21 protein-coding genes, 1 other RNA gene and 1 pseudogene are annotated in these 24,328 nt (G+C 57.6%); 15 read left to right on the top strand and 8 right to left on the bottom strand.

What is annotated here, in order from left to right; all coding sequences use genetic code 11:
• Window position 1: 1 nt before the first annotated feature.
• Genes B5F22_RS00530 through murD form a run of 4 tightly spaced genes read right to left on the bottom strand, consistent with a single transcriptional unit; the run spans window position 2 to window position 4,469 of the window.
• Window positions 2–1,006, bottom strand: a complete 1,005-nt coding sequence (locus B5F22_RS00530) for a M42 family metallopeptidase (protein WP_087389674.1) — start codon at window positions 1,004–1,006, stop codon at window positions 2–4.
• 15 nt (window positions 1,007–1,021) lie between these two features.
• On the bottom strand, window positions 1,022–2,047 hold the full coding sequence (locus B5F22_RS00525; RefSeq protein ID WP_087389671.1) for a M42 family metallopeptidase: 1,026 nt from the start codon (window positions 2,045–2,047) through the stop codon (window positions 1,022–1,024).
• The gene (locus B5F22_RS00520; protein WP_242955020.1) at window positions 2,044–3,081 is read right to left on the bottom strand and encodes a M20/M25/M40 family metallo-hydrolase; all 1,038 of its coding nucleotides are present in this window, start codon (window positions 3,079–3,081) and stop codon (window positions 2,044–2,046) included. The genes B5F22_RS00525 and B5F22_RS00520 overlap by 4 nt, the downstream gene beginning before the upstream one ends.
• Complete coding sequence (murD, locus tag B5F22_RS00515; RefSeq protein ID WP_087389668.1) at window positions 3,078–4,469, bottom strand: UDP-N-acetylmuramoyl-L-alanine--D-glutamate ligase; 1,392 nt, start codon at window positions 4,467–4,469, stop codon at window positions 3,078–3,080. Before murD ends, B5F22_RS00520 begins: the two co-directional genes overlap by 4 nt.
• 104 nt (window positions 4,470–4,573) lie before the next feature.
• Between murD and rnpB the strand changes: the two genes are divergently transcribed.
• From rnpB to B5F22_RS00460, 11 genes are all read left to right on the top strand, one after another.
• An RNA gene (rnpB, locus tag B5F22_RS00510) (RNase P RNA component class A) lies at window positions 4,574–4,925 on the top strand.
• Window positions 4,926–5,162: 237 nt separating this feature from the next.
• The gene (locus tag B5F22_RS00505) at window positions 5,163–5,876 is read left to right on the top strand and encodes a radical SAM protein (RefSeq protein WP_343223903.1); all 714 of its coding nucleotides are present in this window, start codon (window positions 5,163–5,165) and stop codon (window positions 5,874–5,876) included.
• Entirely contained in the window at window positions 5,873–6,577 is a 705-nt protein-coding gene (locus tag B5F22_RS00500) for a queuosine precursor transporter (protein ID WP_087389661.1), read from the top strand. The genes B5F22_RS00505 and B5F22_RS00500 overlap by 4 nt, the downstream gene beginning before the upstream one ends.
• 113 nt (window positions 6,578–6,690) lie before the next feature.
• Window positions 6,691–7,488, top strand: a complete 798-nt coding sequence (locus B5F22_RS00495) for an HAD family hydrolase (protein WP_087389658.1) — start codon at window positions 6,691–6,693, stop codon at window positions 7,486–7,488.
• 28 nt (window positions 7,489–7,516) lie between these two features.
• Window positions 7,517–8,860 (top strand): RsmF rRNA methyltransferase first C-terminal domain-containing protein, encoded by a 1,344-nt coding sequence (locus B5F22_RS00490; RefSeq protein ID WP_087389654.1) that lies wholly within the window; start codon window positions 7,517–7,519, stop codon window positions 8,858–8,860.
• Window positions 8,861–8,930: 70 nt separating this feature from the next.
• A complete protein-coding gene (locus B5F22_RS00485) occupies window positions 8,931–9,509 on the top strand; it encodes a nucleotidyltransferase family protein (RefSeq protein ID WP_087389651.1) in 579 nt (192 codons plus the stop codon).
• Between the two features lie 118 nt (window positions 9,510–9,627).
• Window positions 9,628–10,419, top strand: coding sequence for an FAD binding domain-containing protein (locus tag B5F22_RS00480; protein WP_087389648.1), 792 nt, complete (start codon window positions 9,628–9,630; stop codon window positions 10,417–10,419).
• A gap of 1 nt (window position 10,420) precedes the next feature.
• Window positions 10,421–10,894 carry a 2Fe-2S iron-sulfur cluster-binding protein gene (locus B5F22_RS00475; RefSeq protein ID WP_087389645.1) on the top strand — a complete coding sequence of 158 codons (474 nt, stop codon included), beginning with the start codon at window positions 10,421–10,423 and terminating at the stop codon, window positions 10,892–10,894.
• A gap of 3 nt (window positions 10,895–10,897) precedes the next feature.
• Window positions 10,898–13,195, top strand: coding sequence for a molybdopterin cofactor-binding domain-containing protein (locus B5F22_RS00470; RefSeq protein ID WP_087389641.1), 2,298 nt, complete (start codon window positions 10,898–10,900; stop codon window positions 13,193–13,195).
• A 48-nt stretch (window positions 13,196–13,243) separates the two neighbouring features.
• Window positions 13,244–13,576 (top strand): thioredoxin, encoded by a 333-nt coding sequence (gene trxA, locus B5F22_RS00465; RefSeq protein WP_275532466.1) that lies wholly within the window; start codon window positions 13,244–13,246, stop codon window positions 13,574–13,576.
• A 122-nt stretch (window positions 13,577–13,698) separates the two neighbouring features.
• On the top strand, window positions 13,699–15,405 hold the full coding sequence (locus tag B5F22_RS00460) for a hypothetical protein (protein ID WP_087389638.1): 1,707 nt from the start codon (window positions 13,699–13,701) through the stop codon (window positions 15,403–15,405).
• 38 nt (window positions 15,406–15,443) lie between these two features.
• On the opposite strand, the gene B5F22_RS00455 is transcribed toward B5F22_RS00460, so the two are convergent.
• The 4 genes from B5F22_RS00455 to B5F22_RS00440 form a co-directional block, all read right to left on the bottom strand.
• Window positions 15,444–15,878, bottom strand: coding sequence for a hypothetical protein (locus B5F22_RS00455; RefSeq protein ID WP_087389635.1), 435 nt, complete (start codon window positions 15,876–15,878; stop codon window positions 15,444–15,446).
• Entirely contained in the window at window positions 15,875–17,377 is a 1,503-nt protein-coding gene (locus tag B5F22_RS00450; RefSeq protein ID WP_087389632.1) for a Y-family DNA polymerase, read from the bottom strand. The genes B5F22_RS00455 and B5F22_RS00450 overlap by 4 nt, the downstream gene beginning before the upstream one ends.
• Window positions 17,378–17,451: 74 nt before the next feature.
• A complete protein-coding gene (locus B5F22_RS00445) occupies window positions 17,452–20,622 on the bottom strand; it encodes an FtsX-like permease family protein (RefSeq protein ID WP_087389629.1) in 3,171 nt (1,056 codons plus the stop codon).
• A 13-nt stretch (window positions 20,623–20,635) separates the two neighbouring features.
• Window positions 20,636–21,301: an ABC transporter ATP-binding protein gene (locus B5F22_RS00440; protein ID WP_087369345.1), complete on the bottom strand. Its 666-nt coding sequence runs from the start codon at window positions 21,299–21,301 to the stop codon at window positions 20,636–20,638.
• A gap of 200 nt (window positions 21,302–21,501) precedes the next feature.
• Between B5F22_RS00440 and B5F22_RS00435 the strand changes: the two genes are divergently transcribed.
• The 4 genes and pseudogenes from B5F22_RS00435 (at window position 21,502) to B5F22_RS00420 (ending at window position 24,304) form a co-directional block, all read left to right on the top strand.
• Window positions 21,502–21,789: a metalloregulator ArsR/SmtB family transcription factor gene (locus tag B5F22_RS00435; RefSeq protein ID WP_204210464.1), complete on the top strand. Its 288-nt coding sequence runs from the start codon at window positions 21,502–21,504 to the stop codon at window positions 21,787–21,789.
• 84 nt (window positions 21,790–21,873) lie between these two features.
• Window positions 21,874–22,308: pseudogene (locus tag B5F22_RS00430) on the top strand (permease); the annotation flags it as partial.
• A 35-nt stretch (window positions 22,309–22,343) separates the two neighbouring features.
• The gene (locus tag B5F22_RS00425) at window positions 22,344–22,739 is read left to right on the top strand and encodes an arsenate reductase ArsC (protein WP_087389623.1); all 396 of its coding nucleotides are present in this window, start codon (window positions 22,344–22,346) and stop codon (window positions 22,737–22,739) included.
• 125 nt (window positions 22,740–22,864) lie between these two features.
• Window positions 22,865–24,304, top strand: a complete 1,440-nt coding sequence (locus B5F22_RS00420) for a hypothetical protein (RefSeq protein ID WP_087389622.1) — start codon at window positions 22,865–22,867, stop codon at window positions 24,302–24,304.
• The last annotated feature ends 24 nt before the right edge of the window (window positions 24,305–24,328 follow it).

Here is a 24,328-nt window from a genome sequence, read left to right as displayed (position 1 = left end):
CTTAACACTCTTTCTCTAACTTAGTTTGGGCCAGTGCGGCCACCAGCTCCACGCAGGCCTCCACATCGGTGGCACACACCATCTCACAGGGGGTGTGGGTGTAGCGACAGGGGATGGAAATGCCCCCGGTGCACACGCCGCTGCGGGTCTGATGGATGGCTCCGGCGTCGGTTCCACCCGCCTGGATAACATCTCGCTGGGTGGGAATGCCCTGCTTCTGGGCCAGCTCCATCAGAAGGTTTACCATCTTGGGGTGGCAGATTACCGAGCGGTCCATCACCTTCACCGCCGCCCCTTGCCCCGCCAGACTGCTGGCGGTGTGCTTGGCACCGGGAATGCCGTCCTCACTGGTGACATCCACGGCGATGCCATAGTCTGGGTCAATGGACCATGCGGCGGTTTTGGCTCCTCGCAGGCCCACCTCCTCCTGGGTGGAGAAGACGAAGTACACGTCGTTGGGGCAGTCATGCAGCCGCTCCATGGCCTGTAACAGCACCAGGCAGGAGATGCGGTTGTCCATATAGGGTCCGGCGACCAGAGCACCCGCTGGAAAAACCGGGGTGTTGTACACCGCCACATCGCCAATCTGCACCTGTTGTTCCGCCTCCTCTCGGGAGGTGGCTCCAATGTCCAGGTACAGGTCAGCCATGGTGCGCTTTCCCGGCGTGGAACCCACCTGGGCGGCGATGACGCCGCAGGTGCCGTTTTGAAAGCGCACCGGGGTGTTGACCACAGCGTCGGCGTGAACGCCGCCGATGGCTCCCACTCGCAAAAAGCCCTTGTCGTCGATGTGGGTCACCACCAGGCCAATGCTGTCCATGTGGGCGGAAAACATGAGCCGGGGGCCACTTCCCTTTTTGCGGCAAATGAGATTGCCCATGGTGTCCCGGGTGATCTCATCCACATAGGGGCGGGCCATCTCTTCTATGATCTGTGCCACTCCCCCCTCGGCCCCAGATGGGCCAAAGGCGTGGCACAGGGTATTGAGTGTATTGATCCATTCCATGTTGGGTTCCTCCTGTCAGCAATCCCCGGCAACAGACTGTAAAAACAGCCAGGCCAGTTCCAGCACCTGCTCCACATCGTTTATGTTCCCTACACTGGCAGGGGCGTGAAGATATCGCACGGGGGCAGAGATACCAGCTACTCGCACACCGGATTTGGTGCGCTGAATGGCTTTGGCGTCGGTACTGCCCGCCACGTAGTGTTTCAGCTGCCAAGGGATGTGATGGGCCTGGGCCACGGCACGCAGGCGCTCAAACAGGTCCCGGTCATAGATGGTGCCCTTGTCCATCCAGGACAGCACCGGGCCTTGCCCCAAGTGGCAGATTTGAGCCTCCGGGTCCTGGCTGGGGGCGTCCGCTGCGGTGGTGCCTTCCAGCACCAGGGCGATGTCTGGAGTCACAGAGAAGGCCGCTCCAAAGGCACCCCGGGTCCCCACCTCCTCCTGGACGGTGAAGACGAAGGTGCAATCCATGGGGAGGTCCCGACGCAGCAGCTCCAGGAGAACTGCGCAGCCCACGCGGTCGTCTAAAGCCTTGGCCTTGAGGCATCCGTCTCCAAACTCCACACAGTCGCTGCGGAAGACACAGGGGTCTCCCACCTCCACCAGTGCCTCCGCCTCTTCCCGGCTGGAAGCTCCGATGTCGATGTAGTAGTCCTCCAGCTTGGGCACCTTTTTGCGCTCCTCGGCAGTGGTCATATGGATGGCTTTCAGGCCAATGACGCCGGGGACCTGGCGGTCCCCCACCAGCACCTGCTTGCCCAGCAGCACCCGGCGGTCCATCCCCCCCACACAGACGAATTTCAGATACCCGTCCTCCGTGATGGAGCGGATCATGAGTCCCACCTCGTCCATGTGAGCACAGAGCATCAGCTTAGTTTCAGTGGCCTTTGCGCCCTTTTTGAAGCAAATCAGATTGCCCATAGCGTCCACATTCATGGTGTCCACATAGGGGGTTGCCTGTTCTTTGATGTAATCTCGTACGGCGTCCTCAAAGGAGGATACGCCGGGGAGAGCACACAGCTGTTTCAACAAATCCATCATACCTGTGCTCCCTCCTCTCCCAGCTTTCGGGTGAAGGCGGCCAACAGCTGAGCAGTCTGCTCCAGGTCAGCCAGGTCCACCACCTCCACGGGGGTATGCATATAGCGCAGGGGCAGAGAGAGCACCGCTGTGGCAATGCCCTCATTGCAAATCTGCATGCCCCAGGCGTTGGTTCCGGTGTCTCCGCCCATGACTTCCTTTTGGACTGGAATGTCCAGCTCTTGGGCTTTGTCCAGCATGCGACGGGTCATCCACCGGGTCATATTGGGGCCAATGCCCACGGCGGGTCCTCCGCCCAGGTCATAGGCCCGGCCTTTGGCGCTGTCCGGAGTGGCACCGTGGGTGACATCCACCGCCACGCAGAAGTCCGGGTCGATGGTACAGGTGCCCACCATGGCACCAGTACCCCCGGTCTCCTCCCGGGTGCTGCCCATGATGTACAGGTCTACGTCCAATTGCTCTTGGTTGAGCAATTCTGCCGTGCGCAGCAGAGCGGCGAAACAGGCCCGGTCGTCCAGAGCGCCAGAACAAATTTTGCCACCGGCCAACTCCAAAAAGCTCTCCCGGAACACCATGGGGGTACCCACGGGAATCTCCCGCTCCACCGTCTCCTGAGAAAGGCCGGTATCCACATAGTATTCCCCTAGGGCCGGGGCCTTCTCCCGGTCCTCTGCCGACAGCACATGAGGAGGAAGGCATGCAATCACACCAAATCTAGGCGGCTGGGTTAGAATGGTTACTTCCCGGTCCGGGAGCATCCGGGGGTCTACCCCGCCGATGGAGGCAAAGCGCAGGTACCCGTCTTCTGCTCCAGTGACCATCAGTCCAATCTGGTCCAGATGGGCGTCCAGCAGCAGCTTTTTGGCGTTGGGTTTGCCACAGCGGCGCAGGCCGATGACGTTACCCAGTCGGTCCGTCCACACCTCATCCATCCAGGGGGTGAGAAGCTGGGCGGCCAGGTCTGCCACGGGTGCCTCATAGCCGGAGGGGCCTCCGGTCTGGCACAGGGTTTTGAGACATTCCAGGGTATTCAACGGGCGGTCACTCCCTCCAGGGCATTGACGTACTGCTTGAACTTATTGCCTCGCTCCTCGAAGTTGCGGAAACAGTCAAAGGAAGCGCTGGCAGGAGACAAAATTACCACGTCTCCGGGCTGTGCCACGTCGTGGGCGGTATGGACGGCCTGTTCCAGATTCTCGCAGCGCCGGATTTCGGGATTGCCAGGGGTGTAGTCTGGAGCCTGCTGGGTAGCCTGCTGGATTTTGTCCGAGGTGGCACCGGTGAGAATGAGGCACTTCACGGATTTGACGATCTCCGGGCCCAGTACATCATAGGGAATGTGCTTATCGTAGCCGCCGGCAATGAGAATCACTTTCTCCGAGAAGGAGCGCAGGCCGGCGATGGTACGGGTGGGACTGGAGGCAATGGAGTCGTTGTAATAGCGTACACCGTCCAGCTGGCGTACCAGCTCAATGCGGTGGGCCACGCCGCCAAAGGACTTGGCGTACTCTCGAATAGTCTCATCGGACACCAGACCGTCCACAGCCGCAATGGCGGCCATGTAATTTTCCAGGTTGTGGACTCCGGGAATGAGAATGTCGTCGGCCGCCAGGATGGGGCGGGTGTGGTAGCAGATCATCCCGTCCCGGACACAGACGCCCCGCTCCAGGTTCTTTTTGCGGCTGAACAGGGTAACTTCACCTCGGGCCTGAGAGGCAAATCCAGCGGTGATCTCATTGTCTGCATTGAGCACCAGCTTGTCCCCGGTGTCCTGATAGGCGAAGATGTTGCGCTTGGCGGCAATGTACTCCTCCATATCCTTGTGGACATCCAGGTGGTTGGGGGACAGGTTGGTGATGACAGCCACGTTGGGACTCTGACGCATGGTCATCAGCTGGAAGGAGGACAGCTCCAACACCACCATGTCGTCAGGACGAATTTCGTCCACCTCGCACAGCAGCGGGTGGCCGATGTTGCCGCCCACAAAGGTGCGATAGCCTGCTGCTTTCAGCAGTCCGGCAATGATAGTGGTAGTGGTGGTCTTTCCGTCCGAGCCGGTGACTGCAATGACACTGCACGGGCACAGGTCCAGAAATGTCTCCATCTCGGAGGTCAACTGTGCACCTGCTGCCACGGCATTGGCGATCTGGGGCAGGTCAGGCCGCACACCAGGGGTGCGGAAAATCACATCTGCCCCCTCCAGGCCGTCCAGATAGTTGGGGCCCAGACTCACCTTCAAGCCCTTGGACTCCAGCTCAGACAGACCGTCAAAATCATCTCTCTCTCGTTTATCACACACACGGACCGTCAGTCCGGCCTGTAACATTTTCTTTACCAGCGGGGCGTTGGATACCCCCATGCCGATGACGGCAATTTTTTTACCCTTGAGTGAATTCAAATAATCCCATAGAATTGATTGCATGGACCGTTGCCTCCCTTTCCTCATAGGAGTAAAATGACATCAGATTATTATAACGCATAAACTCCCATTTGACAATCATGCAAAGTTGAAGTACAATCATAGAGCAAGTAAGCTGGACAGCCGCGTGGGCAGGTCGAAAGGCCGTCCATGAGGAAAGTCCGGGCTCCGTAGGGCAAGGATAACGGGTAACGCCCGCCGAAGGCGACTTCAGGAAAAGTGCAACAGAGATATACCGCCTTGCTTTTGCAAGGTAAGGGTGGAAAGGCGGAGATAAGCGCCCGCCCGATGACTGGGAACTGCTCATCGCTGTAAACTCTATCCGGAGCAACACCGTGGAAACGCACACAAAGCCGGCCCGGCTGCGTTGAGGAGGTGGCTGGAGTGCAGCGGCAACGCTGTGCCTAGATAGATGGCTGTCTTAAAGGACAGAACCCGGCTTACAGGCTCACTTGTACCAAAAACGGCTTGCCCCGTCCGGGGTAAGCCGTTTTTCTCTTGACAGGCGGGGAAAATCCGTTATAATAAAATCCGCAATTCCATAACAGACAGTTCGGAACCATCCTGTCTCTAAACAAAACTACGGGAAAGCCACAGCCTTGGGCTGTGGTGCGCTTTTGTGCGCAAACAACGAGGATGGTGTACGCTCCGAAACCGGAGGGTGCACCTTATTTTTTGTCCATGGAGGGATTCAAGGTGGAACTCAGTCGCTATTCTGTCATCGAAGATAAAAACCCGCGGGAAATTGTTTTGCTGCGGGGCCGGGGGTGCGCCTGGAAGCGGTGTCGGTTTTGCGATTACCATCTGGATGCCTCCCAGGACGAGGAAGCCAACCTGATTCTCAACCGGGAGGCGCTGTCCCATGTCACGGGGCGCTATGGCCGCCTGGAAGTCATCAACTCCGGGTCCTTTGCCGAGCTCCACCCCTCTACCCTGGCGGAGGTGGACCGGGTGTGCCAGGAGCGGGGCATCCGGGACCTGCATGTGGAGAGCCACTGGCTGTTTCGCAAGACCATTCCGGCTCTGCGGGAGCACTTTGCAAAGCTGGGGGTGACCCTCCACGTGAAAATTGGAGTGGAGACCTTCGATGCCGACTACCGGGAGCGCATCTTGGACAAGGGCATTGACGAGACGGACCCTGCCGCCATTGCCGCCCCCTTCGATGAGTGCTGTCTCCTCTTTGGCCTGTCGGGCCAGAGTGTGGAGGGCATGAAGCGGGACGTGGAGACAGGCCTTGCTCACTTTCACCGGGTTTGTATCAACGTGATGGTTCCCAACACCACCCCTGTTCTTCCTGATTTGGAGGTTCGGGCAGCCTTTGTGCGGGAGATTTACCCCCTGTACAAGGACAACCCCCGGGTGGACATTCTGTTGGAGAATACAGACTTTGGTGTAGGAGAGAAATTATGAGAAATGAACTGCTATTGATTGTCACCCTTTTGGTCCTGTATGGCTCTGTGCTGCTGTGGTTTTTCCTGTTTGGCACCAGTGGCCTCATGGCCTTTACCGTCTTTGCCACCATTGCCGCCAATATCGAGGTGCTGATTTTGGTCCAAGCCTTTGGCATGGAGATGACCCTGGGCAATATCCTCTTTGCCACGACCTTTTTGGTCACGGATATTCTCAGCGAGATTGCAGGAAAAAAGCAGGCCCAACAGGCGGTATGGATTGGCATTGCCGCCAATGTTCTCTTTGTGCTGGTCTCCCAGTCCTGGCTGATGTATGTGCCCTCGGTGAACGACTGGGCTACTCCGTATATGCAGGCCATTTTCTCCAATACCCCCCGGCTTATGCTGGCCTCTCTGGCCGTGTACGCCATTGTCCAGGTGTTTGATGTGTGGCTGTACCACAAGTGGTGGGAGTTCACCCAGCGCCGCAGCGGAGATCGGCGGGCCTTTTTGTGGGTGCGAAACAACGGCTCTACCCTGGTTTCCCAGCTGCTCAACGCTATTTTATACACCCTGTTTGCCTTCTACGGCAGATACGACCTGCCTACCCTGGTGTCCATTGTCCTCTCCAGCTATGTCATTTTCATTTTCACTTCTCTGCTGGACACCCCCATTGTGTACTGGGCTCGGCTCATCCACGAAAAGCGTCAGGCGGTTGGATAAAAAATTCCCCCTCCACGGTGCAAACCCGTGGAGGGGTTTCTCTTGTGAAACGAAATGAGCTATGGTATAATCACCGAGATTTCATAGGTTTTGATATAAAGGAGAGACAAGCAATGATCAAACTGGTTGTCAGCGATATCGACGGCACCCTGCTGCCCTACGGGGAGACCAAGCTGTCCGGAGAAATCTTTTCTCTCATTGAGCAGCTCAAAGAGCGGGGCATTCCCTTCTGCCCTACCTCCGGTCGGCAGTACCACTCCATCCGCTCCCTCTTTCCCCACATTGCCGATGAACTGTCCTATGTGTGCGAAAACGGCGGCGTGATTTACGGACCAGGCACCGAGGACACTGCCCCCATCTTGGGTTCTACGCCCATGGAGCGCTCCTCCGCTCTGGCTCTGGCACGGGAGATTTTAAACTTGCCTGACAGCCAGCTGCTCATCACCGGTCCCAAATATGCCTACCTGTGCCAGTGCACCCAGGACTACGTGGTGCACATGCGGGATTTCAAGGGTTTCCAGCTGAAAATTGTAGAGGACGTGGAAGAGATCCCGGAGGAGATTTTGAAGGTTTCCGCCTACTGTCCTCTGGGCACCAAGCCCGCTGCAGAGGCCCTGGGCCCTGCCTGGTCCACCGTCTTCCACATGGCTGTGGCCGGAGAGGACTGGCTGGACTTCACCCTGGCGGACAAAGGCGTGGGCGTGCTAGGCCTGTGCCGCTCCATGGGCATTGACCCAAAGGACGTGCTGGCCTTCGGCGACAACTGGAACGATGCGGCCATGCTCTCTGTGGTGGGCCACCCCTATCTCATGGCTGCCGCAGAGCAGGGACTTCTGGAGCAGTTCCCCACCACCTGCCACCGAGTAGAGGACGTGCTGCGCCACTTCCTGGCTACTAATCAGCTGCCCTAATTTCACCATACAAAACGGAGGACAACTCATGTTTCCAGAAGGATTTCTCAAACGGCTGGAGGCCCAGCTGGGCCCGGAAGAGCTGGCGGAGTTTCTGGCGGCGGCCGAACATCCCCGGTGGGTGGCGCTGCGCCTGAACAAACTGAAAACCCACACCCCGCCCCCTCTGCCCCAGTTTGGCCTCTCCCCGGTGCCTTGGGCAGACAGCGGCTATTACTATGACCCCGATACCCGGCCCGGCCTGTCTCCCTACCATGAGGCGGGGCTGTATTATCTCCAGGAGGCCAGTGCCATGGCCCCGGCAGGGCTGCTGGATGTGCAGCCAGGCATGCGGGTGCTGGACCTGTGCGCTGCCCCTGGCGGGAAGTCCTCCCAGCTAGCTGCCCTGTTGGACGGACAGGGGCTGTTGGTGTCCAACGAGATCGAACCCAAGCGGGCGGTGATTCTCAGCCGCAATCTGGAGCGCATGGCAGTGGCCAATGCCCTGGTGCTCAACGAGCATCCCCGCAAGCTGTCAGAGCGGTTCGTGGAGTATTTTGACCGGATTCTGGTGGATGCTCCCTGTTCCGGCGAGGGCATGTTCCGCAAGGAAGAGGCGGCCTCCACCGACTGGAGTGTGGAGACGGTACAGATGTGTGCCCACCGCCAGGGCGAGATTCTCCACTCTGCCGCCCAAATGCTCCGCCCCGGTGGCCGCATGGTGTACTCCACCTGTACCTTTGCCCCTGAAGAGAACGAGGGGGTCATTGCCGCCTTTCTCCAGACCCACCCTGACTTTTCCCTGGTCTCCGTGGACGCCCCTTGGTTTGCACCGGGCCGCGCGGACTGGGTGGACGCCCCGCCCTGCGGCTTAGAGCATACCTTCCGCCTCTGGCCCCATAAGCTCCACGGCGAAGGCCACTTTGCAGCGGTGTTGGAGCGTCAGGGAGATGCAGCGGGTCAGGACCAGCCTTTGGAGCCCGCCATTGCCACACCCAAGGAATTGCGGGAGTTCTGTGACGCCGCTGGGGTCACGCTGCCCCAGGGAAAGCTCATCTCTTTTGGAAAGAATCTGTGGATGGTCCCAGAAGATATGCCCGCCTTGAAGGGGCTCAAGGTGCTGCGGGCTGGCCTGGAGCTGGGCCAACTGCTGAAAAATCGCTTCGAGCCCGCCCACGCCCTGGCCCTGTGGCTGAAAGGATCCGCCTCTCAGGTGGACTATTCGGTAGACGCTCCGGAAATTGCCGCCTACTTATCCGGGAACACCATCCCCGGTACCCAGACGGGATGGACTCTTCTGAAAGTGGATGGGCTCTCCCTGGGCTGGACAAAGGGCAGCAACGGCGTGCTGAAAAACCACTTTCCCAAGGGCCTGCGGCGTGCGCTGCGCTAAGGATGCATCAAGATGGGAAAATCGGGCAAACTGATTTTGCCATGTGAAATGTGTTGAGAGGTGAGGGAAAATGCGCATTGCATGTATCGTCCTGGCCGCCGGAAAGAGTACACGGTTTGGCGGAAACAAACTGCTGGCCCCTCTGGCAGGCAAGCCGCTGCTGGAGCATACCCTGGAGGCCATTCCCCTCCCCTGCTTTTCCCAGGTGGCGGCGGTGGTCAGCGACCCTGAGGTGGAGACTCTGTGCCGTCGTCATGGGGTGAAGACGGTGGCCTACCAGGGTGGCCCCCAGAGCCAGTCCATCCGCCTGGGGTTGGAGGCTATCCAGGACGCAGATGGATGCCTGTTTGTTTTGGGAGATCAGCCCCTATGCAGCTCGGATAGCATCCGCCGCTTGGTGGTTGCCTTTCAAGCCCGGCCCCAAGTGGTGCACCGTTTGGCATATCAGGGCCAGCCCTCCAGTCCCACCCTCTTCCCTGCCCACCTCTTTCCTGCCCTGAAGAAGCTCACGGGAGAACATGGGGGTATGGCTGCCGTGGGAGATGCCCCGGTGTGGTATACCGAGGCGGCGGGGCCCCAGGAGCTGTGGGATGCGGACACGCCGGAAAAATTGTCCAGAATTCAGCAATATTTACAGGCACACCCCTAAATTGGCACGGGGTGTGCTTTTTGTCGCTTTACATCCTCATGAAAGTACGGTACAATATATTGTGTATCGTTGTGCATTGGCCATATGATTTGAAAATACAAGGTTTGGAGGAAGTGTCTTGTTGACCATCAGACAATATGTCCGGGCGGAGAGCCTGGAACAGGCCTACGAATTGAACCAAAAGAAAGCCAATCTCATCCTGGGCGGTATGCACTGGATGAAAATGACCACCCGCAGTGTGGACACTGCCATTGACCTGTCCGGCCTGGGGCTGGACACCATTGTGGAGACAGACCATACGTTTGAGATCGGCTGTATGGTCACCCTGCGCCAACTGGAGCAGCACCCTGCCCTCAATGCCTGGACGAACCATGCTGTGGCCGATGCCGTCAAGGACATTGTGGGCGTGCAGTTCCGCAACACCGCCACGGTGGGCGGCTCCATCTTTGGCCGCTACGGCTTCTCCGACGTGCTCACCGTGTTCCTGGCCCTGAACGCCAAGGTGGTGTGCCACCACGCCGGAGAGATTCCCCTGGAGCAGTATGCCCAGATGCCCGCGGACCGGGACATCCTGGTGAAGCTGGTGGTGGACAAGCAGCCCATGCGGGTGTCCTACCAGGCTATGCGCCATGCCCGCACCGACTTCCCCATCCTCACCTGTGCGGTCTCCTGCGTGGATGGGGTGTGGCAGGCATCCGTGGGTGCCCGTCCCCACAAGGCGGCTCTGGTGCGAGATCAGGAGGGGCTGCTCTGTGGCGGTGTGGATGAGACCAGCGCCGCCCGATTTGGAGACTGTGTGGCCGGGCAACTGAATTATGGGTCCAACATGCGGGGCAGCGCTGCCTATCGCCGTCAGATTTGCGGCGTACTGGTGCAGCGGGCCGTGCTGGCAGCCTGTGAGGTGAAGTGACATGGAATTGAAATTTGAACTCAACGGCAAGAACATTGCCACTGTGGTGGAGGCGGACAGCCTGCTGCTGGATGCGCTGCGCTCCCTGGGCTGCGCCAGCGTCAAGCGGGGCTGTGAGAGCTCCAACTGCGGCCTGTGCACCGTCTTTGTGGACGACAAGCCGGTGCTGTCCTGCTCGGTGCTGGCGGCCCGGGTGTCGGGTCGCAAAGTCACCACTCTGGAGGGACTTCAGGACGAGGCTGCCGACTTCGGGGCCTTCATCGCTGACCAGGGCGCGGAGCAGTGCGGATTCTGCAACCCCGGCCTGATGATGAATGCCATTGCCATGTTCCGGGAGAACCCCCACCCCACCGAGGAGGAGATTCTCTCCTACCTCAGCGGCAACCTGTGCCGCTGCTCAGGCTATGAGGGACAGCTGCGGGGCATTCAGTCCTATCTGGCCTTCAAGGATGCCCAGAAGAAAGGAGGGGTGTGAGGAATGCGCCATGTGAATCAACCCGTTCGTAAAAAGGACGCCATGGCCCTGGTTACCGGCAAACCGGTGTACACCGGGGACCTGCGGGACCCCAACGCCCTGGTGGTGAAGGTGCTTCACAGCCCCCATGCCAATGCCATGATCGAGAATATCGACACCTCCATCGCCATGAAGGTGCCCGGTATTGAGGCCATTTTCACCTATCAAGATGTGCCTCAGAAGCGGTTTACCATGGCTGGACAGACCTATCCTGAGCCCAGCCCCTATGACCGCCTGCTGCTGGACCGCCATGTGCGATTCCACGGGGACGCCGTGGCCGTGGTGGCTGGTGAGAATGAAAAGGCTGTGGACAAGGCCTTGAAGCTCATCAAGGTCACCTACCAGGTGCTCCCTGCGGTGCTGGATTTCCGCACTGCCAAGGATAACCCGGTGCTGGTGCACCCGGAGGACAACTGGGTGGCCCACTGCCCTGTGGGGGCGGACAACCACCGAAACCTGTGCGCCCACGATGAGATGGGGCACGGGGACATCGAGGCGGTGCTGGCCGACTGTGATGTGGTGCTGGAGCGCACCTACCACACCAAGGCCAACAGCCAGGCCATGATGGAGACCTTCCGCACCTACACCTATATGGACACTTATGGGCGGCTGAATGTGCTCAGTTCCACCCAGATCGTCTTCCACGCCCGGCGCATCATCGCTCACGCCCTGGACATTCCCAAGTCCAAGGTTCGGGTGACTAAGCCCCGCATCGGCGGCGGCTTTGGCGCCAAGCAGAGCTGTGTCACCGAGGTGTTCCCCGCTCTGGTCACCTGGAAGACCGGAAAGCCTGCCTACCTGGTGTATAGCCGCCAGGAGAGCCAGACTTCCGGAAGCCCCCGCCACGAGATGGAGATCACGGTGCGCATCGGAGCCATGAAGGATGGTCGCATCCGTGGGTTTGACATGTATACCCTGTCCAACACCGGCGCTTATGGCGAGCACGGCCCCACCACCGTGGGCCTGTCCGGCCACAAGTCCATCCCGCTTTATAACCGCAACCAGGAGGCCTACCGCTTCACCTATGACGTGGTGTACACCAATATGCAGGCCGCCGGTGCCTACCGTGGCTACGGTGCCACCCAGGGTCTGTTTGCTGTAGAGTCCATTGTCAACGAGCTGGCCGCTGAGTTGAGGATGGACCCGGTGCAGCTGCGGCTGATGAACCTCATTGCAGAGGGGCAGGTGCCCCCTGCCTACTACTATGAGCCCTGTAACGCCTGTGCCCTGGACCGCTGTCTGAAGGAAACGGCCCAGCGCATGGGTTGGGACGAGAAATATCCCTGCCGGGATATGGGCAACGGCAAGGTGCGCAGCGTGGGCGTGGCTCTGGCCATGCAGGGGTCCAGCATTTCCAATGTGGACATCGGCGGCGCTACCATCAAGCTCAACGACGACGGTTTCTATGCCCTGACCATTGGTGCCGCTGACATGGGCACCGGATGTGACACCATTCTGGCTCAGATGGCCGCTGAGGTCATGGAGTGTGACGTGGACAACGTGGTGGTCTACGGTGCCGACACCGATGCCTCCCCCTATGACTCCGGCTCCTATGCCTCCTCCACCACCTACCTCACCGGGCGCGCTGTGGAAGAAGCTTGTGAGAAGCTGCGGGAGAGCATCCAGAAGATTGGTGCTGCTCTGATGAAGTGCGACGTGGAGGACACGGAGTTTGACGGCAAGACGGTCCGCTGTGTCAGCGACCCGCAGCGCAGCGTCTCCCTGGTGGATGTGGCCACGGCCTCCATGGTCAACAACCAGTTTGAGACCCAGTTCACCGCCACCACCTCCTCCCCGGTCTCCCCGCCCCCCTATATGGCTGGCATGGTGGAGGTGGAGATCGACAAGGCCACCGGAGCCATTCAGGTACTCAACTATGAGGCCACCGTAGACTGCGGCACCGTCATCAATCCCAACCTGGCCCGGGTCCAGACTGAGGGCGGCATTGCCCAGGGCATCGGCATGGCCCTGTATGAGGACATCACCTACACCGACAAGGGCGCCATCCGGGAGGACTCCTTCATGCAGTACAAGATTCCCACCCGTCAGGATGTGGGACGCATCCATGTGGAGTTTGAGTCCAGCTATGAGCCCACGGGCCCCTTCGGGGCCAAGTCCATCGGCGAAATCGTCATCAATACCCCTTCCCCTGCCATTGCCCACGCCGTTTATAATGCCACTGGTGTGTGGCACCGGGAGCTGCCCATCACCCCGGAGAAGATCCTACTGGGTGAGAAGTACTACGAAACATCTTCTGTGTGAGTTTGTCACAGAAGGGAATCATAAAAGGGTGTATGCTCAGAGTACAAAATTCAACAAGAAAAGGAGACGTTCCTCATGAATACCATTACCATCACCAAGGACAATTTTGACGCTGAGGTTCTCCAGGCCTCCCAGCCTGTGCTGCTGGACTTCTGGGCTGAGTGGTGCGGCCCCTGCCGCATGCTGGCCCCTGTGCTGGACCAGATTGCCGCTGAGCGCACTGACATCAAGGTGGGCAAGGTCAACGTGGACAACGAGCCCGAGCTGGCCCGTCAGTTCGGCGTGATGAGCATCCCCACCCTGGTGGTGATGAAGAACGGCGAGGCTGTGGCCCAGTCTGTGGGTGTGCAGCCCAAGGAAGCCATTCTTCGCATGATCTAACATCATGACAAAACCCGCAGCTGGATACCTTCAGCTGCGGGTTTCTCTTTTGATTGCTTTTTCTGAGAAAAGCAGGTATACTTTACATCAACTCTCTATGGATTCGAAAGGAGTTCCATGTTATGAAAGAGCGACGAAAAAAGGGCTTTCTCTGGCCCAAAGGCAAACTGGGAAAAATCCTTCTGAACCTCCTGGTTACAGCGGTGGTGGGGTTCCTCTACTTCTATATCACCCTTCCTGCCCTCAATCTACAGGCCACGGAGTTTTACGGATTCCTCTTCCTGCTGTGCCTGGTCTATATGGTCTGCGCCTTGATTACCTCAGGATTTCAGGACACCACGGTGGTGACCACCGGAAAAGATAAGGTGCGCCATTATCTTAGCTTCATCAAACAACAGTGTCTGCCCATCGGGATTTTCATGCTCTTGCTGGTGGTAGTGGGTGTGGTGGGACAGTTGGTCTCCCTCCCCATTTTCCGGGCCCAGGCTTACCGGGAGCTGCTGACGGTCAACAGCGGTGAATTCTCTCAGGATATTAGCCAGATTTCCTTTGATGAGATTCCCACCCTGGACCGCACCTCTGCCGAGTACCTGGGGGATCGCCAGATGGGTACCCTCAGCGACATGGTCAGCCAGTTTGAGTACGGCGGAGATTCCACCCAGATCAACTACCAGGGCCGCCCCGTCCGCGTGGCCCCTGTGGCCTATGCCGATCTGTTCAAGTGGCTGACCAACCGGGGCGAAGGTCTGCCCGCCTATGTGCTGGTGGACATGGTCACCCAGGAGGCTCAGGTGGTGCGGCTGGAGGAGGGAATGAAATACTCCTTCTCCGAGCCTTTGAACCGGAACATCATGCGCCACCTCCGCTTCCAGTACCCCACCTTCATGTTCTCCACTCCTCGCTTTGAAATCGACGAGGATGGACAGCCCTGGTGGATTGCCCCCCGGGTGGTAAAGACCATCGGCCTGTTTGGCGGCACTGACATTCAGGGCGCTGTCCTCTGTAACGCCATCACCGGAGAAAGCCAGTATTATGACGAGGTGCCCTCTTGGGTGGATAACCTGTATACCCCTGCCCTCATCATGCAGCAGTATGACTACTATGGCACCCTGGTCAACGGATTTATCAACTCCATTTTCGGCCAGAAGGATGTGACCGTGACCACAGAGGGGTATAATTATATCGCCATCAACGATGACGTGTATGTGTACACCGGTGTCACCTCCGCCAACTCCGACCAGTCCAATCTGGGCTTCCTCCTCTCCAACCAGCGCACCAAGGAGACCATTTTCTACGATGCTCCCGGTGCCACAGAGGCGGCGGCTCAGGCATCTGCCGAGGGTGTGGTGCAGGACCTGGGCTACACCGCCACCTTCCCCCTGCTGATCAATGTGGCAGGACAGCCCACCTATTTCATACCCCTCCAGGATAATACCCTGCTGGTGAAGAGCTATGCCATGGTCAACGTGGCCCAGTATCAGCTGGTGGCCACGGGAAGCACCGTAGCCCAGTGTGAACAGCAGTATATCCGCATGCTCACAGACAAGGGCCTGACGGAGGAGGAGGAAGTGCCTCAGACCACGGCCCAGGGTGTCGTGGCGGAGATTCGCAGCGCTGTACTAAACGGCAACACCTACTATTATGTGCGTCTGGAGGAAGAGAACGTGTTCTACTCCCTCTCCGCCGTAGAGAATCCCACTGCCGTCATCCTCAATGTGGGCGATCAAGTGACCATCGAGCACGAAATGGCGGAGGATACCACTGCCATTCTCCAGGGATATTCCCTGAGCATTGACGCAGCTGCGCCGGCATCAACCCCAGAATCTTAAGTAAAAAGCACCACCGACGATTTCGCCGGTGGTGCTTTTTACAGTTCCAATTGAGAAAACAGAGGGCTTTCCAGATCCACGATGTCGTCCACGTGAATGTCTTTGCCCTCCACGGTGCGTAACAGCCGTCGGAAGGTGTCCAGAGCACGCACATGTCCGGTAAACACTTGGTATGCCCCGCCTGCCTTGCGTGCATCCGGCTGAAAATAGGTGACTGTGACCTGTGGGTGTTGGTGCACCTGTTCCAGCAGGAACTGCTGCTTTCGGTCCAATATGAGTTTTTCGTCCTCACAGAGCTGGCGTCTGGCCTGGGTAGTACGGGCCGTCTCTCGAATGGCGGCATCGTGGCCGGTGAGCGCAGCAAAGGGGGCAAATTGTGCCGCCCGGTCCTGCCGGGGCATGGGTGGGCGCACGTGAGTGGTGGGCCGAGGCACAGAAAGGATGTCCTCGTAGGGGTGTCGCTTCTCCCTCATGCCTTGTGACCCCCAATCTGTCCATTGCGCTCCCGGGTGGTAGCCCCGTCCCGAAAGTTCATCCCTTTGAGAAGGGCGTTTTTTCCGTACTTCTTCTTGATACTGAGAATGGCCTGTTGCTTCTGGCGCTCTCGCTTTCGCTGGGCTTGCCGCTGTTGCCCGTCGTCAGAGAATAGGCTCAACTGTTGGAACCCTTGCGTAGGCAGGCAGTCTTCCCGCAACACCCGGTTGGCGGTGACGTTGAGCCGCCGAATGAGCAGTTGTGGATTGACAATTCGGTCAAATAATCTGGTTATTGCCTCCACAATCTCTGTGGTGGAGGAGGTGTATTCCGGCAAATGAGTGGTGCCGTGGGCGTGCTTGGGGATGGCTCGTCCATAGGCATCGGTGGAGACAGCACCCCGGTAGGCCAGCCTCCGCTGGGGATCGGTGAGATTCTCCCGGTCGTAGCCCACCGTCAAAGTGAGCTGGTCGGTCATCAGTCGATGGTCCACTAAATCCAGCACCAGGAGATCTGCCATCTCCTGCACCACCAGCCGCGCCTTTTCCGCCGGGTATGGGGTTTTCAGTACCTGGCCCGACCCCACACTGTTGGTGGTGGGGCGATAGGATTTGATATCAGCGATAGTGCACGGCTCCCACCCCCAGGCGTGATCAATGAGCAGCTCCGCATTCACCCCAAACAGTTTGTAGAGCAGTTCCTCGTTGTAGTAGTCCTCTCGCCTGCCCAGAGAACACCGGGCAATGTCGCCCATGGTGTACAGCCCCTGCTGTTCCAGCTTTTTGGCGTACCCCCGGCCAACCCGCCAGAAATCGGTGAGAGGACGATGGGCCCAGAGGTTGCGGCGGTAGCTCATCTCGTCCAGACGGGCAATGCGAACCCCATTTTCGTCCGGTGAGATGTGCTTGGCCTCAATGTCCATAGCGACCTTGGCCAGATACAGATTGCTGCCAATGCCAGCGGTGGCGGTGATTCCGGTGGTGTGGAGCACATCCAGCAAAATGGTACGGGCCAACTCCTCCGCCGTCATGCCATAGGTGTCCAGATAGGGGGTCACATCCAGAAATACCTCGTCAATGGAGTAGACATGCATGTCCTCTGGGGCGATATATTTCAGATACACGTTATAGATGCGGGTGCTGAACGAAATATAGTGGGCCATCTGCGGCGGGGCCACCAAGTAGTCCAGAGCCAGGTCCGGCCGGGCCAGCAGCTGGGGAGCCTGGTGGGAGGTTCCCGTGAAGACTCCGCCTGGGGCCTTGCGCCGCCGCTGGGCGTTGACCTCCTTCACCTTCTGCACCACTTCAAAGAGCCGGGCCCGCCCGGAGATGCCGTAGGCTTTCAGGGCAGGAGACACCGCCAGACAGATGGTCTTCTCGGTACGGCTCTGGTCGGCCACCACCAGATGGGTGGTCATGGGGTCCAGTCCCCGCTCCATGCACTCCACGGAGGCATAAAAGGATTTCAAATCAATGGATAGATAGGTCTTCTCCTGCATGCCCCTGCGCTCCTCTCTCGGTGATGGGACTATTCTACCACAGAGGATGTCCCATAACCAGGACTTTCATCCTCTCAGTCGGCATGGGTGAGCAAGGCGAAAATTTTAGTTTTCCCAACTGTGCGCACCGCTAGAGCACATCCTGCCAAATAAAAGAGAGCAAAGCCAATGGAAGCCAGCCAGACCAGGGGCTGCCCGCTCCAAAGGGTCAGGACCACTCCGCTGAGGATACATCCGATCAGGCACAGCCCCATCTGTTCCAGGAAGAAGGAGCCGAACACCCGCGTTTGGGAGGCACCCAGCCCTCGCATAATGGCAAACTCCATGCGCCGACCATTGACCATCAGCCAGGACACCACAAAGCCCATGACTCCCATGAGGAGGAAAAGCACGGGGAAGAGAATTTGGCTCAGGGTGATATAGCGCCCCAGAGCCTCCACAGTCTGAGTAAAGGTGGAGTCGTTGAGCATGACTACGATGCGATTGCCGTTTAAATCTCCTGGGACAGAATATTCTTCCTGGGCCAGATACTCCCGGAAATTATCCAAATCATAGGCGGATTTCAGGGTGAAACGGCAACCCAGATAATCGACGATGTCAGTTTGCAAGCAACTCAGTGGTGCGTAGAGGTTGTCAGCAGCTCCCCACGGAGTAAAAGAACCCACGATGCACACGGGAATATCGCCTGCCAGTTCCGTATAGACGGAAATTTGGTCGCCCAACTCCACCCCCTTCTCTTTCATCCAGCGTGTGCTGGCAACACAGGGGGTAATACCCTCCATGCCATTGGTGTAGTTGCTGGGCTCTGTCAGGAATCCCTCGTCCCAGCCCTCTAGCCATGTGATTTCCGGGCTTTTCTCGCTGTAAATGAAGTCTGGCGCAACTGCGAAGCCGTTGAGGAATACCATGTCTTCCTGCTTTTCAATCCACCCGGCTCTGCGGTCTTGGCCATATACATTGTCTGCGAATTGTGGCATGTCCTTGCTCAGCCAGTAGTGGTAGCTGCGATAGACCTGAATGTCAGACACCATGCCGGAGTCGCTGATCTGGAACGGATCGGATAGATGCAAATCTGTATACTGTCTTCCATTGGCAGAGGTAAATTGACCTGTGATGGTGGTGTTATCGTAGAGACTCCGGCGCTGGCTCTCCCAGCCCTGAGCGGTTACCATCAAAAAGCCCAAAAATCCGGATAACACCAGTGCCACTACGGGAACTACCACAGAGCGCCAACCGCCTCGGCGGGCAGAGAGCCAGGCAAAGCGCACAGCACCCTTCCCTGCGACACTGGTGCCGCTGCGGGGAACACGTACCCGGGTTTTACCCTGGCGAAGTGTGTTTTTTCGCTGCGCCTGGCCCACAAAGGCCACGCACAGGATTACCGCCGCCACAAACACCACCACGCCTGCCACCAGGGCAGGCCACAGAGGTACTTGTTGGGGCAGCTCTACCTCTTTGGTGGTGCCCAGAGCCCCGTTGCTATACCGCCGGTCGGCGGCATACAGGGCACGGGCCCCTTGAAAGGCCAGAGCAATGAGCAGCTGCATGGAGGCGGCAGATACCGCCATCCCTACCAGTACAGCTACCCCTGCCACCAGGGTCACGCCGGAGAGGAGCCACAGCCGAATCTTACCCTTGGGCGTACCCAAGGAGACCATCACGTCCACCGCCTGCTGCTGTCGCCCCACAAAGAGGAATGCAAACAGGCACAAGACAGCCAACACGCCCACCAGGGAGGCAAACGTGACGCCCTGAGCCGTGGACTCCATGGCCTGTAGGGGTTGAGCTGCGGCTGCATAGCCCTGGTCATATAGGGTGATGCGCACCCCGTCCGGAGCCATGGCTTCCATCTGGTCCACTGCCTCTACCGCACGGTTGTTGTCCAAAACGGCCCGGCCCAACAGATAGCCAAACAGGGGTGCTTGAGGTAGATCCTCTCCCCTGGAAACCCAGATGCGCCCCTCGTAGCCGCTGGCCTGGTTCACAATCCCAACCACGGTCCAGGTTCGAGCGTCATCTATTTCTTCCAAGGCAAAGGGGTCGTATTCGGTAGACTGCATCATGGACAGAGAAATGGTGTCCCCCACCTTCAAATTCAGCTGTTTGGCAATGTCCTGGGTTATGGCGCATACGCCGCTCTCCACCGCTTCGGGATATCGCCCATCGGTGAGATACAAGGTCCCTTGTTGGAAGGGCTCCAGAGCGGCGATGTGATCGCTGGATTCCACTTGGATGTAGTTGTTGCCCAACTCATATTTTTGGGCGTACTCTGTAAAGATGCTGTCGTTGAATACTGGGTCATCATAACTGTCAAAGGCCACCCAGGGAGACTGGTCACAGCCCTCGTAGAACTCCGTCACCCGAATGGCACGGCTGGAACTGCCGCTGTCGTACAGTTCTCCGTGGAGGAGGTAACGCTTTCCGGGCTCGGGTACAAAGCCGCTGTCCCCGGGGTCAATTTCCACCAGAACACCACTCTTCCCCTCATAGGAGTAGAGATTTTTCCCGATGATGCCTGTATACCCTGCCGGAGCCTGTCGATATCCCAAGAAATATTCTACCCAATAGCTCTCACCTGTGGCAGGGTCTGTCCCATAGGACTCTCCACGATCGAAGACGTTCCCTGCCTCCTCCATCCAGCTCAAATCCAATGTGATGTTGCGGGTCTCGTCTATTAGAGTGAGTCTAGGGCTGGCAACCACTCGGACATCCTCTTTTCTGCTGGAGAGCAGGGAATAATACTGAATATCTTCCCACATGCCCTCCTTGGTTTTTACAGTGCAGGTGGGGCCTTCCCGAATTATATACTCCTCCGGGAGGTCTTCTGGCTCAATGGTGAAGGACTCTTGAACGTACTTCTGGGTGATCTGGAACACAGCCAAAACCACCTGGTTCTCATAGGGAATGGTGCCGTCCGGACGCTGATATCCCTCGGACAGGGCGACGCCCCAATCGGTGGTCTCCCACAGCGTTACCCCAGGCACCTGGCTATAGTCCCCCAACTGCGCCAGGGACTGGCGGGCGGTATCGTCCGCTGCATAGGGGTCGGGATAGTTCTCTCCCATGTGTTCCACCAAAGCAATGGAGGTGTAAGCCTGGTCCATGGCCTCCAGCGTCTGGGCGCAGTAGCTCCACAGGGCCATTCCCAGGGACAGGGAGAGGGTCAAAAGCAGGATGAGCAGGCTGAATAGGACGGTACGCCCTCGGGCCCGAACTGTACTGAGAATACCGTTTCGTATCACCATGGGATTCGCCTCCTCACTTTACCACCTGACCGTCTTTCAGTTCCAGAATGTCATCTGCTTTCTGGGCCAGGGTGCGGTCGTGGGTGACAATGATGACACAGTACCCGTCGTCATGGGCCAAACTCTGGAGGATGGAATAGATATTCTCACTGTTGGCCGTATCCAGGTTTCCGGTGGGTTCGTCCGCCAAGAGAATTTTGGTGTCCATGCCCAGGGCGCGGGCGATGGCCACCCGCTGCTGCTCACCGCCGGAGAGCATGGTGGGATAACGGCCCAGCACGGTCTCGGGCAGTCCTACTTTTTCTACCAAAATCTTAGCCTTTTCCCTTGCCTCCTTGGGGCTTGTCCCCCGCAGCTCCATGGGGTACATCACATTTTCCGCCACCGTGAGCAAGGGGAACAGCCGGAAATTTTGATAAATCACCGCCACCTGCTCCCGACGGTACTGCTCCAACTTCATTTGGCTGGTGGCCACATCGTGGCACAGCACCTCTCCTTCTGTGGGCAGGTCCAGCCCCGCCAACAGGGAGAGCAACGTGGTTTTTCCGCTGCCCGATTTGCCAACCACGGCGTACACCTTTCCACCATCGAAGGATGCGGTGATATTCCGCAGGGCCTCTACCTTTTGATACTGCGTCTGATACGTATAGCTGACGTCTCTAAGTTCCAATACTCCCATGATTCACCGCTCCTTTTTTTGTATTTTGTGGTTTGTTTAAGTATACAACATGCCACAAAATGATGCAACGGCTCTATGGTCAAAATAACCATATTGGTGAATGACATATTGACATTTCTCGATGGATTGAATATACTGCCATTAGATTGAAATTCTTCGATGCGATAGGAGGGATTGCTGTGCGAGATCACGCCTCAGATATGAGAGTGTTTAAGGCCTTTTGCGATGTGAATCGGCTGCAAATTTTGGAGCTGCTCCGCAGCGGTGAGAAGTGTGCCTGTGCGCTGTTGGAGCACCTGCACATCAGCCAGTCCACCCTCTCCTATCACATGAAGATTCTCTGTGACTCCGGTGTGGTGGTGGGACGTACGGAGGGAAAGTGGACCCACTATTCCCTGCGGGAGGAGGGCTGTGCCTATGCCCGGCAGCGGTTGGAGGAATTGACGGACACCTCGGCTGCTGGCGCCTCAGACAACTGCTGTGGATGAGAAAACCATCTGTTTCTTGAGATGGTTTTTTCTCAACTTGTTCAAATCGAAATTTTTAGAACTATGATTGGAGGTATGGATGAGATGGAATGGATCAGAGCGGGTTGGCTCTTCTTCCAAGATCAAGTCTTGGGAATGAAATGGCTCAACGAACTCATTGGAAATGGTCTGGCTGCGGTGGGACTGGATGGAACCCTGGGCGGGATTGTCCAATTTTTTCTCTATGACACCATTAAAATCTTTGTCTTGCTCTCGGTGCTGATTTTCGGCATCTCGTATTTGCAGAGTTACTTTCCACCCCAGCGCACCAAGAAGATTCTGGGTCGATTCCAGGGGCTGTGGGCCAATGTGGTTGCTGCCCTGTTGGGAACGGTGACTCCCTTCTGTTCCTGTTCGTCTATCCCCATTTTCATGGGCTTTACCAGTGCTGGGCTTCCGGTGGGCGTGACATTCTCCTTTCTCATCTCCTCCCCCATGGTGGACTTGGGCTCCCTGGTGCTGCTGATGAGCGTGTTTGGCACCAAGGATGGCAAGGAATAAAGGAGATGAATGACATGGGAAAACCCAAGGTTGCGTTTGTGTGCGTTCACAACTCCTGCCGCAGTCAGATGGCGGAGGCCCTGGGCAAAAAGTTGGCGGGAGATGTATTTGAGAGCTACTCCGGCGGCACCGAGGTAAAAGACCGCATCAATCCCGACGCCGTGCGCATGATGAAACAGCTCCACGGCATCGACATGGAGGAGACCCAGTACAGCAAGCTGGTCTCCCAGCTGCCCCAACCGGATGTGGTAATTTATATGGGGTGTAATGTCAGCTGTCCGGCCTTTACCGCCCCTTATACGGAGAATTGGGGCCTGGAAGACCCCACCGGGCAGAGTGACGAAGTGTTTGAAGAGACCATTCAAACCATTTGCAACAAGATCCTAGCACTGAAGGAAAAACTCTCCTGAGAAAAATCACTCCCCCGTACTCGGTGAAACTTGTTCCGAGCACGGGGGATTTTTGTTTCTCTACTTGGCATTTGAGGCGAGATGAGATATGATGAATTTATCAAAATCAGGGAGGAGGCCGACCTATGGAAACCTACCACGTTGTACCCGATGCCCCCGAGTCCCGTTCTGATCCGACGCCCAGCTGGCAGACCACGATGACCCAAATCCTCTGGGGATTGGCCCTGAGTACCCTCACCCTGGAGATTCCTCTGCTGCAAGAGCTGCTGTCTTTCCTTGGTTTACTCCTGTTGTACTTGGGCTTCCGAGCCGTACGACGGGAAAACAAATGGCTGTTCCGCTGTTATGTCTTCACCGCAGTGCGTTGCATCGCCCTGGTACCGATGTTTGCCCTAAACGCCACCATCTTTCAAAATCAATTCTATACCTCTGCTTTGGGATATCTGACAAACCTGGCGTCGATGTTCCTGGTGCTGGTCACTCTATTCTCCCTGTGGCGGGGACTGCTTCAGCTGCGAAAGGCCTCCGGAGTGAAGGCATCCACCAGAGCCGCCAGTGGACTGGTGGTGTGGTATGTGGGATTGGCCCTGCTGTCCGTGTTTGGAGTGATTGGACTGTTTGGATTTCTCGTTCTGATCATTCTCTATGTCTTTTGCCTCTACCGTATCTTCCGATTCTCCCAGGCAGTCACCACCGCCGGATACCCGCTCCCTCGGCTGCGGGCTTGGCTCTCAGAGGGACGGTTTGCGCTGTGTTTCACTGGGTGCATTCTGGTGGGCGTGGCAGGCGGATTTCTCTTCTTCCACAGTTACTCCATGGATTGGATGCTCCTGTCTGCGCCGCCCTCTTCTCAGGAACAAGAAATCAAAGAAAAGCTTCGAGAGTTGGGCTTCCCAGACACGGTTTTAAATGACCTCTCTATGGAGGATTTGCAGGACTGCCAGGGCGCCCAGCAGGTGGTGGTGGATGAGTACACCCGCTCCTTTGAGGAACATACCACCTCCGAGGGTAAAGTACCTCAGCTGCACCTGACGGGCATCGGGGTGCAGTTGTCCGAAGAGCCGGAGCGTTGGAAGCTCATCCACCACTTCCAGTGGGAGGATAGCCCGGCCTTTTATGGTACAGAGTCGTTCCAACTCACCCCTGCCTACACCAATACCTCGTATTGGATTCCTGCCGAAGATGCGGTGCACGGCCGCCTTCTGTACGACGACAACGGCGCGACCTTCGTCTCTCCCTATGCCCGCCTGGAGAAAGCCTCTTACACCTACGACTCCATCTTTTGGGGCCAGCAAACGAATTCAGATTGGTTTGCCTCCTTCTCTCTTCATCGTCAGGGAAGCAATCACCGGGGCTATGTGGCATACTCTGTGTTTCCCACTTCTCCTGGCGAAACAGTCTGGATCGATTCTTGGGTTCAGTACACCCACCAGACTTCACGATTTCAGTACCCGGTGCTCACGGCCACAGACCACCAGCAAAAGAGTCCCTCTTTAGGGGCGGGACGCCCCTTCTCCACCGTTCAAACCATGCTGCAATTTGCCCCTTATTCTCTGGAAGAGTAATCAAAACAGGGATTCCTCCGATTT

Origin of the sequence: Pseudoflavonifractor sp. An187 (assembly GCF_002160275.1) — a bacterium.
Classification (GTDB): Bacteria; Bacillota; Clostridia; order Oscillospirales; family Oscillospiraceae; genus Enterenecus; species Enterenecus faecium.
Note: the sequence above shows the minus strand (reverse complement) of the source record. Positions and strands in the feature narration are given on the sequence as shown.

What these genes read in the sequence shown, in the direction of transcription:
- B5F22_RS00470 (WP_087389641.1), top strand. Translation starts at nt 10,898, where the DNA reads ATGCGCCATGTGAATCAACCCGTTCGTAAAAAGGACGCCATGGCCCTG.
- B5F22_RS00460 (WP_087389638.1), top strand. Translation starts at nt 13,699, where the DNA reads ATGAAAGAGCGACGAAAAAAGGGCTTTCTCTGGCCCAAAGGCAAACTG.
- B5F22_RS00490 (WP_087389654.1), top strand. Translation starts at nt 7,517, where the DNA reads ATGTTTCCAGAAGGATTTCTCAAACGGCTGGAGGCCCAGCTGGGCCCG.
- B5F22_RS00420 (WP_087389622.1), top strand. Translation starts at nt 22,865, where the DNA reads ATGGAAACCTACCACGTTGTACCCGATGCCCCCGAGTCCCGTTCTGAT.
- B5F22_RS00485 (WP_087389651.1), top strand. Translation starts at nt 8,931, where the DNA reads ATGCGCATTGCATGTATCGTCCTGGCCGCCGGAAAGAGTACACGGTTT.
- B5F22_RS00500 (WP_087389661.1), top strand. Translation starts at nt 5,873, where the DNA reads ATGAGAAATGAACTGCTATTGATTGTCACCCTTTTGGTCCTGTATGGC.
- B5F22_RS00450 (WP_087389632.1), bottom strand. Translation starts at nt 17,377, where the DNA reads ATGCAGGAGAAGACCTATCTATCCATTGATTTGAAATCCTTTTATGCC.
- B5F22_RS00530 (WP_087389674.1), bottom strand. Translation starts at nt 1,006, where the DNA reads ATGGAATGGATCAATACACTCAATACCCTGTGCCACGCCTTTGGCCCA.
- B5F22_RS00440 (WP_087369345.1), bottom strand. Translation starts at nt 21,301, where the DNA reads ATGGGAGTATTGGAACTTAGAGACGTCAGCTATACGTATCAGACGCAG.
- B5F22_RS00455 (WP_087389635.1), bottom strand. Translation starts at nt 15,878, where the DNA reads ATGAGGGAGAAGCGACACCCCTACGAGGACATCCTTTCTGTGCCTCGG.
- B5F22_RS00435 (WP_204210464.1), top strand. Translation starts at nt 21,502, where the DNA reads ATGAGAGTGTTTAAGGCCTTTTGCGATGTGAATCGGCTGCAAATTTTG.
- B5F22_RS00445 (WP_087389629.1), bottom strand. Translation starts at nt 20,622, where the DNA reads ATGGTGATACGAAACGGTATTCTCAGTACAGTTCGGGCCCGAGGGCGT.
- B5F22_RS00495 (WP_087389658.1), top strand. Translation starts at nt 6,691, where the DNA reads ATGATCAAACTGGTTGTCAGCGATATCGACGGCACCCTGCTGCCCTAC.
- B5F22_RS00425 (WP_087389623.1), top strand. Translation starts at nt 22,344, where the DNA reads ATGGGAAAACCCAAGGTTGCGTTTGTGTGCGTTCACAACTCCTGCCGC.
- B5F22_RS00475 (WP_087389645.1), top strand. Translation starts at nt 10,421, where the DNA reads ATGGAATTGAAATTTGAACTCAACGGCAAGAACATTGCCACTGTGGTG.
- murD (WP_087389668.1), bottom strand. Translation starts at nt 4,469, where the DNA reads ATGCAATCAATTCTATGGGATTATTTGAATTCACTCAAGGGTAAAAAA.
- B5F22_RS00525 (WP_087389671.1), bottom strand. Translation starts at nt 2,047, where the DNA reads ATGATGGATTTGTTGAAACAGCTGTGTGCTCTCCCCGGCGTATCCTCC.